Origin of the sequence: Alteribacillus iranensis (assembly GCF_900113025.1) — a bacterium.
GTDB lineage: Bacteria > Bacillota > Bacilli > Bacillales > Marinococcaceae > Alteribacillus_A > Alteribacillus_A iranensis.
This window is the reverse complement of record NZ_FONT01000002.1, coordinates 93,165-108,879: the sequence shown is the minus strand read 5'-3', so window position 1 is coordinate 108,879 and position 15,715 is coordinate 93,165. Positions and strand designations below refer to the sequence as shown.

General features: G+C 45.9%; 14 protein-coding genes and 1 riboswitch. Of the genes, 12 read left to right on the top strand and 2 right to left on the bottom strand.

The window, feature by feature from the left end:
- Nucleotides 1-8 precede the first annotated feature (8 nt).
- The gene (locus BM095_RS04645) at nt 9-785 is read right to left on the bottom strand and encodes a 3-hydroxybutyrate dehydrogenase (protein WP_091658207.1); all 777 of its coding nucleotides are present in this window, start codon (nt 783-785) and stop codon (nt 9-11) included.
- A gap of 220 nt (nt 786-1,005) precedes the next feature.
- Nucleotides 1,006-2,373 carry a sigma-54 interaction domain-containing protein gene (locus BM095_RS04640; protein WP_091658204.1) on the bottom strand — a complete coding sequence of 456 codons (1,368 nt, stop codon included), beginning with the start codon at nt 2,371-2,373 and terminating at the stop codon, nt 1,006-1,008.
- Nucleotides 2,374-3,221: 848 nt separating this feature from the next.
- Nucleotides 3,222-3,418: riboswitch (cobalamin riboswitch) on the top strand.
- Nucleotides 3,419-3,657: 239 nt separating this feature from the next.
- Here BM095_RS04640 and cobJ point away from each other — a divergent pair.
- The 12 genes from cobJ to BM095_RS04580 are packed head-to-tail and all read left to right on the top strand — an operon-like array spanning nt 3,658 to nt 15,706.
- Nucleotides 3,658-5,277: a precorrin-3B C(17)-methyltransferase gene (cobJ, locus tag BM095_RS04635; RefSeq protein WP_091658201.1), complete on the top strand. Its 1,620-nt coding sequence runs from the start codon at nt 3,658-3,660 to the stop codon at nt 5,275-5,277.
- Nucleotides 5,278-5,289: 12 nt separating this feature from the next.
- The gene (locus BM095_RS04630; protein WP_091658199.1) at nt 5,290-6,135 is read left to right on the top strand and encodes a sirohydrochlorin chelatase; all 846 of its coding nucleotides are present in this window, start codon (nt 5,290-5,292) and stop codon (nt 6,133-6,135) included.
- Nucleotides 6,136-6,149: 14 nt separating this feature from the next.
- Nucleotides 6,150-6,923, top strand: coding sequence for a precorrin-6A reductase (gene cobK, locus BM095_RS04625; protein ID WP_091658197.1), 774 nt, complete (start codon nt 6,150-6,152; stop codon nt 6,921-6,923).
- Complete coding sequence (locus BM095_RS04620) at nt 6,923-7,597, top strand: precorrin-8X methylmutase (RefSeq protein ID WP_091658194.1); 675 nt, start codon at nt 6,923-6,925, stop codon at nt 7,595-7,597. Before cobK ends, BM095_RS04620 begins: the two co-directional genes overlap by 1 nt.
- A complete protein-coding gene (locus BM095_RS04615) occupies nt 7,578-8,702 on the top strand; it encodes a cobalt-precorrin-5B (C(1))-methyltransferase (protein ID WP_091658191.1) in 1,125 nt (374 codons plus the stop codon). Before BM095_RS04620 ends, BM095_RS04615 begins: the two co-directional genes overlap by 20 nt.
- Nucleotides 8,699-9,904: a precorrin-6y C5,15-methyltransferase (decarboxylating) subunit CbiE gene (gene cbiE / locus BM095_RS04610; protein ID WP_177194690.1), complete on the top strand. Its 1,206-nt coding sequence runs from the start codon at nt 8,699-8,701 to the stop codon at nt 9,902-9,904. The genes BM095_RS04615 and cbiE overlap by 4 nt, the downstream gene beginning before the upstream one ends.
- On the top strand, nt 9,904-10,632 hold the full coding sequence (cobI, locus tag BM095_RS04605) for a precorrin-2 C(20)-methyltransferase (protein WP_091658186.1): 729 nt from the start codon (nt 9,904-9,906) through the stop codon (nt 10,630-10,632). The genes cbiE and cobI overlap by 1 nt, the downstream gene beginning before the upstream one ends.
- On the top strand, nt 10,629-11,420 hold the full coding sequence (gene cobM / locus BM095_RS04600; RefSeq protein ID WP_091658183.1) for a precorrin-4 C(11)-methyltransferase: 792 nt from the start codon (nt 10,629-10,631) through the stop codon (nt 11,418-11,420). The genes cobI and cobM overlap by 4 nt, the downstream gene beginning before the upstream one ends.
- Entirely contained in the window at nt 11,413-12,525 is a 1,113-nt protein-coding gene (locus BM095_RS04595; protein WP_245757810.1) for a cobalt-precorrin 5A hydrolase, read from the top strand. The genes cobM and BM095_RS04595 overlap by 8 nt, the downstream gene beginning before the upstream one ends.
- On the top strand, nt 12,515-13,894 hold the full coding sequence (locus BM095_RS04590; RefSeq protein WP_091658178.1) for a cobyrinate a,c-diamide synthase: 1,380 nt from the start codon (nt 12,515-12,517) through the stop codon (nt 13,892-13,894). Before BM095_RS04595 ends, BM095_RS04590 begins: the two co-directional genes overlap by 11 nt.
- Nucleotides 13,891-14,682, top strand: coding sequence for a uroporphyrinogen-III C-methyltransferase (cobA, locus tag BM095_RS04585; RefSeq protein WP_091658175.1), 792 nt, complete (start codon nt 13,891-13,893; stop codon nt 14,680-14,682). Before BM095_RS04590 ends, cobA begins: the two co-directional genes overlap by 4 nt.
- A complete protein-coding gene (locus tag BM095_RS04580) occupies nt 14,672-15,706 on the top strand; it encodes a FecCD family ABC transporter permease (protein WP_091658172.1) in 1,035 nt (344 codons plus the stop codon). The genes cobA and BM095_RS04580 overlap by 11 nt, the downstream gene beginning before the upstream one ends.
- Nucleotides 15,707-15,715: the final 9 nt, after the last annotated feature.

The following is a 15,715-nucleotide window of genomic DNA, read 5'->3' as shown; positions in this document are numbered from 1 at the left end:
TTCGTCAATTACTGGGCCGTGTAGCCGCCGTCGAGAACCGTAGCTTGCCCTGTAATTCCCTTCGCTTGTTCGCTTGCTAAAAACATTACATAATCAGCAATTTCATCCACACCGATGAGGCGCTTTTGTGGGACGAGGGGATAAATGACTTCTTCTAATGCTTTTTCAACGGAAACTCCACGATTTTTCGCTAAGTCTTCCATTTGGTTCCGAACGAGCGGTGTATCCGCATAGCCAGGGCACATCGCATTCACCGTAATTCCGTGCTCTGCCCCTTCCAAAGCAGCCACTTTTGTTAAGCCGATAACACCGTGTTTGGCACTGTTATACGCGGCTTTTCCGGCAAAACCAATGAGGCCATTAATGGAAGCCATATTAATGACACGGCCGCCGCCTTGTTTTTTCATGATCGGAAAGGCGTGTTTAATAGCCATGAAAGGAGCGACAAGCATCACTTTCGTAATCAATTCAAATGTTTCAGTTGGGAATTCTTCAATCGAAGCGACGTGCTGCAAACCAGCATTATTGATTAACACATCGAGTCGTCCATATGTTTCGACCGTTTGATCGATCGCTTGTTGCAGGTCTTCTTCTTTCGTGACGTCACAAGGTAAGCCAACGCACTCATACCCCTGCTCGACAAGCTCTTCGGTAACCGCTTTCAATTTTTCATGATCAATATCAGATAGAACGACTTTCGCTCCGTTGCGTGCGAAAGCGGCACCGATTTCATATCCAATTCCGCTCGCAGCTCCTGTAATAAATACAACTTTATTTGTAACCATAAGGCATCCTCCTTTTTTTCTATGCCTTATTTAATAAGCAAAAATTATGCCAGTTTGCTGAAAAGCGGTAAGAAGGGATATATCGAGATTTTTTATCAAAAATATAAAAAACTCTTTCCGAGATTTCGGAAAGAGTATGGTTTGTTATGTAACATTTTTTATGAGAGAAGGGATGGTGTACTTTCCGGGTTTTTGGAAAGTTTTCCGCGGACGTGGAAATTTATAGCTGGTATTTCTTTACTTTATCGTAAAAGCTTGATTTTCCAATTTTTAATTTTGCGGCGGCTTCTAATTTATCCCCATTTGTTTCTTGAAGTGCTTGAAGGATCGCTTGTTTTTCAGCTTGTTCCAGGATGTCTTTTAAGCTTTCTCCCTGTACATATGAGGGGGAGGGAGCGGGCTGCAAATAGTCAGGAAGATCTTCTAATGTAATGATTTCTTCGTTTGTTAAATGGACAGCTGATTCAATGACATTTTCAAGCTCTCGCACATTGCCGGGCCAAGAATAAGTGGTGAAAAACTCCATCACCTCGGAGTCAAGGTCGACGACGCGTTTGCCCGTTCGATTCGTAATATGGTGCAACAAATACTTAGCGGTAATTCGAATGTCTTCCGGACGAGTACGAAGGGGTGGAATCTCTATTTGAATGACATTAATTCGGTAAAAGAGGTCTTCCCGGAAGCGATTTTCTTCAATTAACTTTTCCAAAGGCTGATTGGTAGCGGTAACAATACGTACGTCTACTTTTTCTGGAGTAACAGATCCGATTCGTTCTACTTCTCCCTCCTGCAGGCAACGTAAGATTTTGACTTGAGCATCTTTGGGCATATCACCAATTTCATCAAGAAACAGCGTCCCGCCGTTAGCAAGTTGGAATTTTCCAGGTTTTCCGCCTTTTTGGGCTCCTGTAAAAGCACCTTCTTCATAGCCAAAAAGTTCAGATTCCAGCAAGTGATCAGGGATCGCTGCACAATTTACTTTCACGAAAGGTTTCGTGTGCCGCTCACTTAATTGATGAATACTATGGGCGAATAATTCTTTTCCTGTCCCGCTTTCTCCGCGCAGAAGAACGGACACATCACCGGAAGCCACTTTTTTAATTTTTTCTTTGACTTGATTTAATGCGGTGGAACTGCCAACCACGTCATGAAGAGAGTAGGTGGCGCCATTTTTGTCCTCTAGTTGTTTACGGTAATAATCCATCTGAAGAAGAAAATCCTTGACTTGGCTGTTCATCTTCATAAGTTCTTGAGGATCACGGTAGAGGACCGTACCAACGGCGCCGACTACTTTTCCATCTGCCCACACCGGCGTCCGGCTCGCGATCATATGATTCCCGCGAATATATTGTAAATCCGCAATTTCTTCCTTTCCTGTCTGTACCACAATGTGCATTCTCGAATTTTCAATGATTTCTTGCACAGGTTTTCCAATCGCTTTCTCACGGTCTACGCCTAAAAACTCACTATAATTTTCACCGAGGTAGGTGATCCGCCCCGTGTCATCCACGACAACAAACCAATAATCCGACTTTTCCAAAATAGTTTCAATGATTTGTTTACTGTATTTTCCGAATTCCTCTAGCATGTTTATCTCCCCCTTTCTTCGAATTCTTGATACTATTATTTTATTACAAGCTATTGCTATTAGCTAGAACGATAGATATACAGAGGAAAATATAAGCAGTGTGTTCATAGAAGTTATTCCTGTGGGTGGCGAGGTTAGAAATCAGTAGTTAACGACATTGAAAAAAGAAATCTTTGTTTCAGAGTAACTAAAGGTATTGGTTAATGACATTGGTAGATAGAAATTGAAGAAGAAGGTCAATAAACGATTCAGCATCCTGCTAATAGTGCCATACGGCAGAGCGGTCTGGAGGTCAAGGTCATTATACGGAGTGATTAATGACGTAGAAAAAAGAAATCTATGTTTCAGAGTAACTAAAGGTATTGGTTAATGACATTGGTAGATAGAAATTAAAGAAGAAGGTCAATAAACGTTTCAGAATCCTGGTAATAGTGCCATACGACAGAGCGATCTGGAGAACAAGGTCGTTATACGGAGTGATTAATGACGTAGAAAAAAGAAATCAACGTTTCAAAGTAACTAAAGGTATTGGTTAATGACGTTGGTAGATAGAAATTGAAGAAGAAGGTCAATAAAAACACAAAGGAATGAGTCGTTTTCTCCCTGTGTTGGCAAGGGGTTGGCCAGAGGAGAATAAAAAAAGCATTGCCAATTGTCGGAAGTTGTTTTAAAGTGAAAGATGAAACTAAGAAAAGCGAAAGGCGCCCGCTTATCGGCGACAAGCGCTGGAGACCCGCCGAGGAGGCTTTGCCGCCGCAGAGCGGGTTGAAGCGACCTCGAGCCGATGGCGCCTGTATCTGGACACTACATTCTTAGAACAAGAAGAATCGAAAAGAAGAAACACATACAACAAAATATTAGGGAAAGGTGAAAACAGGAGATGAACCTGTTTTCTTAAAAGGGAAGTCCGGTGAAAAACCGGCGCGGTCCCGCCACTGTAACTGGGTTGTTTGCTCGCTGAACCACTCTCGATTCATCACCGAGGGGAAGGAAGAGCAAACGGAAAACCAGGAGCCAGTAGACCTGCCTTTTTCAATAACACCGTTTTTACCTACGGGGTCATAGGGAGGTGTTAAAGGGCGCGGCCTTAACGATAAGTGTCTTATTGTCTTATGATATAGCCGTTCAAGCATCTTTAACATTTCCAATATGTTAGAGATGCTTTTTTTGTTGCTAAAGAAGTTTGTGAAAGGGTTAGCTACGTCTCTAGGTTCCTTCAGAAGAGGCAAGCCGACACACTCCCTTATACCCCTCACTAAAAAATGAAAAGAAAGGGTGGATCATGTGGCCACTGGGAAAATTTTTGTCGTTGGATTTGGTCCGGGAGATGAGGCGCATATGACTCATCGGGCGAAGGACGCGATTGTCGAGTCAGATAGTGTGATCGGTTATAAAACTTACATGGATTTGGTCAGTCATTTGATCAAAGATAAAGAAATCGTTCGTACCGGGATGACGGAAGAAGTCAGCCGAGCCCGTGAAGCGGTAAGGCAAGCAGAGTCCGGGAAAAAAGTGGCTGTTATTTCAAGTGGTGATGCCGGTTTATACGGGATGGCCGGTCTCGTGTATGAAGTGCTGATGGAGCAAGAGTGGCGGGAAGAGGATGGAATTGGTGTCGAAATTATTCCTGGAGTATCCGCGATAAATTCTTGTGCCTCCTTGCTCGGAGCTCCCGTGATGCATGACGCGTGTACGATCAGCTTAAGTGACCACTTAACGCCGTGGGAATTGATTAAAAAGCGTGTCGAAGCGGCAGCACAAGCGGATTTTGTTATTGCACTTTACAATCCGAAGAGCGGCAGAAGGACTCGTCAAATCGAAGAAACACAGAGAATCCTGCTGAAATACCGAGATCCGAAAACGCCAGTCGGTCTCGTGAAGAGCGCTTATCGCGAGAGAGAACATATCGTCATGACGGATCTTGCGCGCATGCTCGATTATGAAATTGGCATGCTGACAACAGTCATTATCGGCAACAACTCAACGTTTTACTATGACGGGAAAATGATCACGCCACGTGGTTATCAAAGAAAGTATACGCTGGGTGAGGATGAGCAGTCACTTAAGCCGGCGCAGCGGTTGAAGCCGGAAGCCGAGCCGTGGGCGATGCACGGCGGGGTGGATGACAGAAAGAAAAAAACAGCTCCCCAGCCAACTCGCGAGTCAACCGCCGACTTAGCGAATGAAGCCCTGTCCATGGTAGGTGATACGTCCGCCACAGCCGTACAAGAAGCACCGGCACCTTCTGCATTCAAGCAAACGTCTGTGTTTGAATTTGCTCTTTCTCCTGGTGTTTGGAAGAAATCAGTAAACGCATCACAGCTAGCACTACTTGCTGAAATCATCGGTGATCAAGGAGAAGTCACGTATACACCGAGTCACTATTTACGAGTGTCTCTCGAGACGGAAGAGCCCCAGGAAATTACACGAAAATTGGAATCGGAAGGGTGGTTGGTGTCCCCGGTAGGCGACGTAATACACGTAAAAGCCTGTGACTTCTGTGATGGAGAGAAAACAGGAGGCATTCCTTATGCGGAAGAGTTGAAGGAACGTTTAGGGGGTTTGAAAGTACCAAAAGTGATGAAGATTGGATTCAACGGCTGCGGAATGGCTTGTTACGGAGCAGTGGCTGATGATATTGGAATTGTCTATCGCAGAGGGGCATTTGACGTGTTTTTAGGGGCAAAAGCGATGGGCAGAAATGCTCACACCGGCCAGCCGGTAGCGGAAGGACTGCCACCGGAACGATTGATGGATACGATCGTAAGCATTGTGGACGAATATCGAGAAAAAGGAATGCCGAATGAACGATTTTATAAGTTTTTTAAACGCGTGCAACGAATTCAAAACTTCCAGTATCAAGAGATGTTCACACCGGTAGAAGTGAATAATCCATGTGAGTAAAGGAGTGGGGAAATGAAAGCAGTATTATTTGTCGGGCATGGAAGCCCATTGGATAAAGGAAACGAGGAGACTATTCAATTTATAAATAATATAAAAAATAAAATCAACGTTCCCATTATTGAGACTTGTTTTTTAGAATTTGCAGCTCCTAATATTGCATCAGGTATTGAAATATGTGTCGAAAAAGGGGCAACGAGCGTAGCGCTTGTGCCGATCATGTTTCTCCCGGCAGGGCATTCGAAGATTCATATTCCACATGCGATCGATGAAGCAAAGGAAAAATATCCGCTCGTGCATTTTACGTATGGACGCCCCATCGGAATCCACGAAGAAGTCGTGCGGATTTTGGAAGAGAGAGTTACCGCTGTATGGGAGCAGGAGGAAGAACATACTGATACGGCTCTATTAATACTTGGACGTGGGAGCAGTGATCCAGATACGAACAGCGAGGTGTATAAGCTGTCACGTTTAGTTTCGGAGCGTTTGAACCAACAAACGACGGAAGTCTCTTTTATTGGTGTCACCACACCGACCGTAGAAGAAGGAGTGGAACGCTGCCTCCGACTCGGAATGCGAAAAATCATTTTAGTTCCGTGTCTCTTCTTTTCCGGAGTTCTTATGGATCGGGTCGAAGAAAAAATGGATGCTTTTCGGAAGAACTATCCGGATAACGAATTTGCGAGCACTGATCCCGTTGGTTTTCACCCGCGTCTCGAACGCGTGCTATTAGAACGGACCGAGGAAGCGCTTGCTGGATCAGCTTCATTGAACTGTGATTTATGCCAGTACAGGCAGTTTGCCATGGAACATATGGATGGGTTGGATCATCACCACCATCACGAGCACAGTCATGGGTGAGGGGGAAAAGGTCAATGATTTTTATGTTAGCGGGGACGAGTGATGCAAAGGAACTGGCGAAAAGAGTGAAGGAAGAAGGACACGAGGTGTTGGCATCTGTCGTAACGGAGGAAGCCGCGAAAAAGTTAACCGATAGTGGTGTGACAGCGCGAGTTGGTCGATTATCGTCACAGGACATGATCACGGTTTTAAAAGAGATAGGAGCACAAGCTTTTGTAGATGCCTCTCATCCTTTTGCGGAAGAAGCTTCCCGGCATGCTATCACAGCTGCCGAGGAAGCCGGCATCCCTTATATCCGTTACGAAAGAGAGTCCATCACTCACTATGACGAAAAGCTGATGAAAGTACATTCGTATGAAGAAGCAGCGAAAGCGGCTGCTCAAAAAGGCGGAACAGTATTTCTAACTACCGGGAGCAAGACGTTACAAACATTTGCGGAGATCCTTCTGCCTTGTGACCACGTCCGGATGATTTGCCGGATGCTTCCGCGTATAGAAAATATGGAAAAATGCAAAGCACTTGGGGTGGAACAGCAAAACATAGTGGCCATGCAAGGACCTTTCACGAAGGAATTAAATCTTGCACTATACAAGCAGTTTGACGTCGATATGGTAGTGACGAAAGAAAGCGGCAAACAAGGATCATTTGATGAAAAAGTTACAGCGGCCCTAGAGCTGGGCCTGGAAGTTATTTTAATCAAACGGCCTAACATTTCTTACGGAATGAAGACAGCCGATGCGGAAGAAGTTGTAAAACAATTGGAGGCCTTATTGGAGGAGGAAGTGTAATGGATTTTTCTACAGAGTTTAAACCATTAACCGTACAGCCTGTTGAAATTGAGGGGAAAAGCTTTGAGATGATTACAGAAGAACTGGGTGAACATTCTTTTACCGCTGAACAGTATCCAGTGGTGCAACGGGTCATCCATGCCTCTGCCGATTTTGAGCTGGGGCGAAGTGTACAATTTCATCCTGACGCCGTCCGTGCGGGGGTAGCAGCCATTCGAGCCGGTAAGGACATCGTAGCAGACGTACAAATGATTCAATCCGGGATCAGTAAGCCGAAGTTGAAAGCATTTGGCGGTGATGTCAGTGTGTACATATCAGATCCTGACGTCATGGAGGAAGCGAAACGGCTCAATACGACAAGAGCGATTATTTCCATGAGAAAAGCGATCAAAGAAGCAGACGGTGGTATTTTTGCGATTGGAAATGCCCCCACGGCTTTACTTGAGTTGATTCGACTTGTGAAAAACGGGGAGGCGAAGCCAGGCCTTGTCGTCGGCATGCCGGTCGGTTTCGTATCTGCTCAGGAATCAAAAGAGGAGTTAGCAAAGCTTGATATTCCTTTTATTACGAACCTTGGAAGAAAGGGAGGAAGCCCGGTCACTGTAGCCGCCGTCAATGCGCTGATTCGAATTGCCGAAGAGCAGGTGAAACACGATGAAAAAGAAACCACCTAAAGACCCGAAAGATTTACGGCATGGGTACACGACAGGTGCGAATGCAACAGCTGCAGCAAAGGCGGCTTTACTGAGTTTAGCCTCGCAAACAGAAGTGAAGGAAGTGGACATCACTCTTCCGATTGGTGATCGTGTGACATTTCATATGGAGAAAGTCTCCTTTAAGGAAGATCAAGCGACAGCCATTATTATAAAAGATGCTGGAGATGATCCGGATGCTACTCACTTAGCAGAGATCGAAGCGACAGTACGCTGGAACGATAACATTGTCATCGATGGGGGAAAAGGGGTTGGCCGCGCAACGAAATCAGGGCTTCCGATAGCTGTTGGAGAAGCGGCCATTAACCCGGTTCCTCGAAAAATGCTCAAAGACATGGCAGAAGAGGTTCTCGGAGAAACGAAACATCGTGGAGCAGAAATCATCATATCCGTGCCAAAAGGAGAGGAAATCGCCGAAAAAACAATGAATGCGAGACTAGGAATTATCGGTGGCATTTCCATTCTTGGCACTCGGGGGACGGTCGTTCCTTTCTCCACAGCAGCGTTTCGGGCGAGCATTGCGCAAGCAGTCAGTGTTGCAACTGAAAGTGACTGTGACCACATTATTCTCTCTACTGGCGGTCGAAGTGAGAAATATGCCATGACACTCTTTCCAGAGCTTACGGAAGAGGCTTTCGTGGAAATGGGAGACTTTGTCGGCTTTAGCCTGAAGCAATGTAAAGGTAAGAAGAGAAAGCGAGCCACTCTCGTCGGGATGATGGGGAAATTTTCGAAAGTAGCGCAAGGTATTATGATGGCACACTCCCGCAGCGCGCCTGTCGATTTCGAGTTTCTTAGAGATTTGGCAGCAGAGGCTGGTGCGGATCACTCTCTCTTGGAACAGGTGGAAAACGCCAACACCGCATCCGAAGTGGGAAATATTTTGAACGAAGCTGGGTGTGATGACTTTTTTACGTTGCTTTGTGAACGGGCTGCGAAAAACGGTTATGACCATGCAGGGGGAGGATTGGAAGTGGAAGTGATATTAATGACAATGAAAAATGATTTGCTTGGACGGGCTGTATACGGAGAGGTGGAAGAACAGAAGGCAGGGAAATCATCATGACGATTAAGGTAATTGGGATTGGAGAAGACGGAGGAGAGGCGCTGCATCCGACGTATCGTGAGTGGATTATGAACAGCAGTCGATTGGCGGGAGGTCACAGGCAGCTTGCTTTTTTTCCTGAATATAAAGGCGAAAAAGTCGTCCTCGAAGGAGGCTTACGAAAGACCATTGACGCATGGCGGGAGGATGAAAAAGACACTGTCGTACTTGCTTCCGGAGATCCGTTATTTTACGGAATTGGTGCTTATTTAGCGAAAAAATTGCCAGAGGTACATATTTACCCATCGATGAGTTCGATTCAGCTCGCATTTGCAAAAATAAAAGAAAGCTGGCATGATGCTTCGTTTGTCAGTGTGCATGGCCGCTCGCTGAAAGGATTGGCACAACGGATAGACGGCAAGAAAAAAGTGTGTCTCCTCACAGATAAAGAAAATACCCCAGCGGTGATTGCTCGTTACTTGGATCGTTTCGGAATGGACGAATACCGCATGTGTATCGCAGAAGTATTAGGAGGTGAAAAAGAAAAAGTAACCTGGCTTTCCCTTCCTGAAGCCTTCGAATATGAAGCAGATCCATTGAATGTTGTGATCTTAAAAACAGAACATCGAAGAAAAAAGCAGCCGCTCGGTTACCCAGATCATATGTTTATGCAGCGAAAGCCAGATAAAGGGCTGATCACGAAGAAAGAAGTACGTGTTCTCAGCTTGGCCGCTTTGCAGCTTCAGAAAGACAGCACAGTTTGGGATATAGGAACATGTACCGGCTCGGTTGCGATTGAAGCAGCACACATGGCTTCAGAAGGAGAAGTGTATGCCATTGAAAAGAATGCGGATGATGTCGAGTTTGCCCGAGAAAACAGCTATAAGCTGCGCGCGGATCTGAATTTATACCATGGGAAAGCACCTGAATATCTCGATGAATGGCCGGACCCTGATGCCATCTTTCTTGGGGGCACGGGAGGTAACATCCGGGAACTTCTCACGATTTGCGTGAACCGCCTGCGGTTAGGAGGACGAATTGTCTTGAATGCGGCGACCATTGAAACGTTACACGAGGCAATGAGCCTATTCAAGCAACTGGACTGTGAAGTAGAGATAACCATGTCCCATCTTGCCCGCAGCAAACCTATTTTACATATGACACGATTTGAAGGGTTGAACCCGGTGTATATTATGACAGCTTCAAAAAAGGAGGAAACTTGATGGCACAATTAGGAAAGGTGATCGGTGTAGGAGTGGGGCCGGGAGATCCGGAGCTATTAACGATAAAAGCATACCGGACTTTAAAAGAAGCCGATTTGGTAGCTTATCCGAAAAAACGAAGAGGCGCCGACAGCTACGCGAAAAAAATCATTGCACCCTATGAACAAGCAATAAGAGAGAGTCTAGGACTTGTATTTCCGATGACGAAAGAGAAAGACGTCTTGGAGCGGGAATGGAACCGAATTGCAGAAGAAATATATGAGCATGTCAGCCAAGGGAAAACGGTGGCATTCGTTACGGAAGGTGACCCGATGCTCTATAGTACTTTCATTCATTTATGGAAGACAATGAAAGCGAAATATCCAGACGTAGACATATCATCGATACCGGGAATTTCCTCTGTAACGGCTGTGGCTTCCCAACTTATGATCCCACTTGCTGATGGAGATGAGTGGACGGCGGTTATCCCAGCCACCGAAGGCCGGGAGAAAATGAAAGAAGCTCTCTTACAACATGACGGGGTTGTTTTCATAAAAGTAGCGAAAGTTCTTCCGATGATGATAGAGCTTTTAGAAGAGTTGGGGATGGCACAGTCAGCAGCGGTAGCGACGAAAGTGACATCAGAAGACGAATGGATTTGGAGAAATGTAGACGAGTTAAAGACGGCAGAACTCGAATATTTGACGTTAATGATGGTCAGGCAGGAAAAGAAAGAGGTGGTCGTATGACACAGCCGCTCGTCCATATTATCGGAGCGGGGCCGGGGGACCCAGAGTTGATTACAGTAAAAGGTCAACGATTGATTGAAGAGGCCGACCTTATATTGTATACAGATTCACTTGTAAATCCCGAACTGTTCACACATGTAAAGCCGGAAGCCGTTGTGAAAAAAAGTGCGGGTATGCACTTGGAAGAAATCGTAGCCCTTATGGTGGACGCTGTGAAGGATGGAAAGCGAGTCGCTCGTGTACATACGGGAGACCCTTCTGTATTTGGCGCCATTTTAGAACAAATGAAAAAGCTAACGGAAGCGGGTGTGGAAGCGAAAATAATTCCGGGGGTCAGTTCTGCTTTCGCAGCTGCGGCGAGTGCTGGTATCGAATTGACCGTACCTGAATTAACACAAACGGTTATTTTGACGAGAGCGGAAGGGCGTACCCCGATGCCGGAAAAGGAAAAGCTCGCCGACTTAGCCGCTCATCAATGTAGTATCGCATTGTTTCTAAGTGCTACCCTCATTAAAAAAGTAGTTCGTGAGTTCATCGAAGCAGGCTGGAATGAAAACGATGCGGCCGTCGTTGTTTACAAAGCAAGCTGGCCTGACGAAAAAGTAGTTCGTGCGACATTAGGCACGCTTCATGAAGCGATGCGGCAGCATAAAATTACGAAACAAGCGATGGTGATTGTTAGTAAAGCGGCCGATGAAAGCATTATTGAAAAGGGAACGTTCGAATCCAAATTGTATGATAAGACATTTACGCATGGTTACCGAAAAGGAGCGGCTGTCCATGAATAACATCGCTGCAGTGGCAATTACGAAGCATGGTGTCTCACTCGTTCGTCGTCTTGCTAAAGCCTTACCCGGAACCGACATCTTTTATATGAAGAAGTTTGAACAAGGAGATGAAGAGAAAAAAGGCTTTACTCTTTTCGAAGGCTCCGTCCGAAAACAGCTCCCTTCTTATTTCGAAAAATATGACGGGATCATTATGATTATTTCGCTCGGAGCAGTCGTTCGAATGATCAGTCCTTTACTGAAGGATAAAAAGACAGACCCAGCCGTTGTAGTTATTGATGACCGTGGAGAATTTGTGATCAGTGTACTATCTGGACATTTAGGGGGAGCTAACGGCTTAACGAAGACAGTTGCTTCCCAATTAGACGCCACTCCGGTGATCACGACGGCATCTGATGTTCAAGAAACCATTCCAGTGGATATTTTCGGCAGAGCATTTGGTTGGGTACCGGAAGACTTTGAACAGGTGATCCCAGCTAGCGCTGCCGTTGTTAATGAAGAGCCGCTCGTTATTGTTCAGGAGTCAGGAGAAAAAGATTGGTGGACGTATGACAAAGACCTGCCAGGACACATGACTGTCGTATCTTCACCAGAGGAAGCGAAAGAGTTAGATGTTAAGGCCGCTCTCGTTATCACACATCGGAATTTGACAGCGACAGATAAAGAAAGCCTCCCGGAAGTCCGCATGATTTACCGTCCAAAAGTCGTTCATATTGGAATTGGCTGCAACCGGGGGACGGAGGCGGATGAAATAGAGGCTGTTATCGAATCCACGTTACAACGCCTGCAAATTAACCGCTTATCCGTCAAACAAGTGGCTACGATTGATTTAAAAAAGGATGAAGAAGGCCTTTTAAAAGTATGCGAGAAAAACAGTTGGCCATTTGTGTATTATTCTCCGGATGAATTAAATCAAGCCCCCATACAAAATCCTTCCGATGTCGTGTACAAATACACAGGAGCGTACGGAGTCAGTGAACCAGCAGCTGTTCTATCTTCAGGAAATGAACGATTACTGCTAGAGAAAGAAAAGTCAGGGAATGTGACCATATCCATTGCCATTCAAGAATCATTCGGTACGAGGGGGAGTGAACATGAGATCTAGAATTACTATTGCAGGTACGGGCAGCGGTACTGGGAAAACAACGGTTTCCATCGGCTTGATGGCAGCTTTTAAAAAGCGAGGCTTGGCTGTACAAGGATTTAAATGCGGACCGGACTATATTGATCCTAGCTATCATACGGCGGTTACGAACCGAACGTCACGTAATTTGGATAGCTGGATGCTGGAGGAAAGTACTCTCTTCGATGTATTTCAACGTGGCAGTGAAGATGCTGATATTTCTATCATCGAGGGTGTGATGGGAATGTATGATGGAAAAAGCCCCGAGTCTGATGTGGGGAGCACCGCAGAAATTAGTAACATTCTAGCGTCCCCCATTATACTCGTCGTCCATATCGGCGCGATGGCCCGCAGTGCCGCCGCTATTGTGAAAGGCTTTCAGTTGTTATCCCCCAAAGTAGAGATCGGTGGGGTGATTGTGAACCAGGCCGGCAGTGAAGGACATTACCAACTTTGTAAAAAGGCAATTGAAAAAGAGTGCGGTATTCCAGTTGTCGGTTATTTGCTGAAAGGAGCCGTTCCTTCTATTCCCGAACGTCATCTCGGATTAATTCCTGCCATAGAACGAGGAGAGCTAGATAGCTTCTTTGAAAAACTTGGTGAAACAGTTGCAGAAACCGTTGACTTGGAACTTATTCAAGAAATTGCGAGACAAGCCGTCGTTCTTCCGAAGCCTAATATTTATGACCCTTCGGCGGAAAAACAAGCGACTATCGCTGTCGCCCAGGACGCGGCTTTTAATTTTTATTATCCTGAAAATCTTGAGTTGCTTGAGGAAAATGGAGCAGAGTTGATTTACTTCAGTCCGTTGGCAGGAGAACCGCTGCCGGAAGAAAGCCATGCATTATATATTGGAGGCGGCTTTCCAGAAGAGTTCGCGGTGGAATTGGCTGCTCAATTCAAAGTGAAACATTCCATTCGCAAGGCGGCACAAGAAGGTATGCCAATGTATGCGGAATGCGGGGGCTATATGTTCTTCATGGAGGAATTGGTAAAGACAGATGGTTCGTCTCATGACATGCTCGGTCTCATTCCAGCTGTAGCTACCATGAAAGACCGACGAGCCGCCTTAGGATACCGGGAAGTGACGGCGTATAAGGATACGGTTATTTTACGAAAGGGTGAATCAGCAAAAGGGCATGAGTTTCACTATTCGACGGCAGACCTCACAGGAGAAGTTGAAGCTGCTTATGATGTGAAAGCTTTGAGGAAATCTGGTCCAAGCGGGTACAGCGAGGGCAATATTACAGCCTCCTACATACACCTCCATTTTGGATCGAACCCTCAGGTTGCCCAACGATTGGTTCATCAAGCGTGGCAATGGAAGAAAAGCATGGAGGCGGTTAGATGAAACAAGGATATGTTTTTTTAACAGGTGCAGGACCCGGCGATCCGAAACTGCTTACGATTCGGGCATTAGAGTCAATTCGGGCAGCAGACATCATTATTTATGACCGGCTCGTGAATCAAGAGATTCTGAACGAGTGCAAACCGGATGCGGAATTCATCTATTGCGGAAAGTTTCCTAAAAACCATACGCTCCGCCAGGAACAAATCAATGAACTGCTTGGAGAAAAAGCGTTGGAAGGGAAAGTGGTGACTCGTCTGAAAGGAGGCGATCCTTTCGTTTTCGGACGGGGTGGGGAAGAGGCTGTTTATCTTGCTTCTCTTGATATTCCGTTTGAGGTCATTCCAGGAGTGACGGCGGGAATTGCTGCTCCTGCTTATGCTGGCATTCCTGTCACCCATCGTGATTACGGAGGCTCTTTTGCTGTTGTAACTGGTCATCTCCCTCATGAAAAAGACAAGAAACAATGGGAAGCTTTAGTCGTTGGTATTGATACCGTCGTATTTTATATGGGGATGAATCAGTTAGACGCGATTGCCAATCAATTAATGGACAGTGGGAGAGCAGCCAACACGCCGGCGGCGGTTATCGAATGGGGAACGACGTCACGGCAGCGGACCGTAACAGCATCTCTTCGCACTCTTTCCTCAGAGGTCAGAAACAGAGGAATTTCGAACCCGGCCATTGTCATTGTCGGGGACGTGGTTCATCTTCGCGATGAAATGAATTGGTTTACGGAAGAAGCGGATTATTTATTTAGAAAACCGGCGGAACTAGGGAATGAAACATAAAAAAACGAGCTTCTATGTGTTGTTTTTCTTCTCACTATCTATTCTGTTACTAGTTGTTATTCTCGCGTCTTTAATGCTCGGTTCAGCCTCTATCCCGCCCAGCGATGTTATGCATTTACTGTTTAATATGGCACAAGGCGGGGGGAGTAGCAATTTGACTCCAACCGAACAAATTATTTGGAGCTTGCGGTTGCCGCGAACGGTTTTAGCGTTAGCTGTCGGTGCAGGGCTCGCGATCGTCGGCGTAGCTATCCAGGCCCTCGTTAAAAATCCGCTCGCTGATCCTTACATATTAGGTATTTCATCAGGAGCTTCAGTCGGTGCTACGCTTGTTATTTTGGCAGGAGCCTTTTCATTTTTAGGAACGTACGCTGTATCAGGAGCCGCTTTTATCGGGGCTTTGTTAACGGTGATTGCAGTGTATTTGTTAGCTCAGGAGAGATTCCGTATATCTGTAACCAGGCTCTTATTATCTGGCATTGCTGTCTCAATGATGCTTAGTGCGGTTACTAGCTTTTTAGTTTCCACGAACCCTCACAAAGAAGGGATTCAAACGGCTCTGTATTGGATTATGGGGAGTGTGGCTGGAGCTACTTTAGAGCAGCTCTGGATTCCTATAGTGTCCGTTGCAGGGGGATATATATTTTTACAATCCTCGTATCGTTCCTTGAATGTTCTTGTAACAGATGATTCGACAGCTCGCTCATTAGGCCTGAACATCGCATCCTACCGGCTGTTACTCATTGTGGTCACGGCTTTGATTACTGGAGTTCTCGTCGCAGTCAGTGGAGCGATCGGCTTCGTTGGCTTAATGATTCCCCATATGGCGCGGATGATCGTAGGAGCGAACCACCAGGTGCTGCTCCCGGCAAGTGCCATGCTCGGAGCTATATTTATGGCAGCAGCAGATATTGCAGCCAGAGTTGTCATTGCCCCTGAAGAATTACCGGTCGGAATCATAACGGCCATGTGTGGCGGCCCGTTTTTCATTTGGCTGCTGCGAAAAAGCAATTATTCTATTTAGGAGGAAGAA

What these genes read in the sequence shown, in the direction of transcription:
- BM095_RS04620 (WP_091658194.1), top strand. Translation starts at nt 6,923, where the DNA reads ATGGATTTTTCTACAGAGTTTAAACCATTAACCGTACAGCCTGTTGAA.
- cobM (WP_091658183.1), top strand. Translation starts at nt 10,629, where the DNA reads ATGACACAGCCGCTCGTCCATATTATCGGAGCGGGGCCGGGGGACCCA.
- cobK (WP_091658197.1), top strand. Translation starts at nt 6,150, where the DNA reads ATGATTTTTATGTTAGCGGGGACGAGTGATGCAAAGGAACTGGCGAAA.
- cobI (WP_091658186.1), top strand. Translation starts at nt 9,904, where the DNA reads ATGGCACAATTAGGAAAGGTGATCGGTGTAGGAGTGGGGCCGGGAGAT.
- BM095_RS04615 (WP_091658191.1), top strand. Translation starts at nt 7,578, where the DNA reads ATGAAAAAGAAACCACCTAAAGACCCGAAAGATTTACGGCATGGGTAC.
- BM095_RS04645 (WP_091658207.1), bottom strand. Translation starts at nt 785, where the DNA reads ATGGTTACAAATAAAGTTGTATTTATTACAGGAGCTGCGAGCGGAATT.
- cobA (WP_091658175.1), top strand. Translation starts at nt 13,891, where the DNA reads ATGAAACAAGGATATGTTTTTTTAACAGGTGCAGGACCCGGCGATCCG.
- BM095_RS04590 (WP_091658178.1), top strand. Translation starts at nt 12,515, where the DNA reads ATGAGATCTAGAATTACTATTGCAGGTACGGGCAGCGGTACTGGGAAA.
- cbiE (WP_177194690.1), top strand. Translation starts at nt 8,699, where the DNA reads ATGACGATTAAGGTAATTGGGATTGGAGAAGACGGAGGAGAGGCGCTG.
- BM095_RS04640 (WP_091658204.1), bottom strand. Translation starts at nt 2,373, where the DNA reads ATGCTAGAGGAATTCGGAAAATACAGTAAACAAATCATTGAAACTATT.
- BM095_RS04580 (WP_091658172.1), top strand. Translation starts at nt 14,672, where the DNA reads ATGAAACATAAAAAAACGAGCTTCTATGTGTTGTTTTTCTTCTCACTA.
- BM095_RS04630 (WP_091658199.1), top strand. Translation starts at nt 5,290, where the DNA reads ATGAAAGCAGTATTATTTGTCGGGCATGGAAGCCCATTGGATAAAGGA.
- BM095_RS04595 (WP_245757810.1), top strand. Translation starts at nt 11,413, where the DNA reads ATGAATAACATCGCTGCAGTGGCAATTACGAAGCATGGTGTCTCACTC.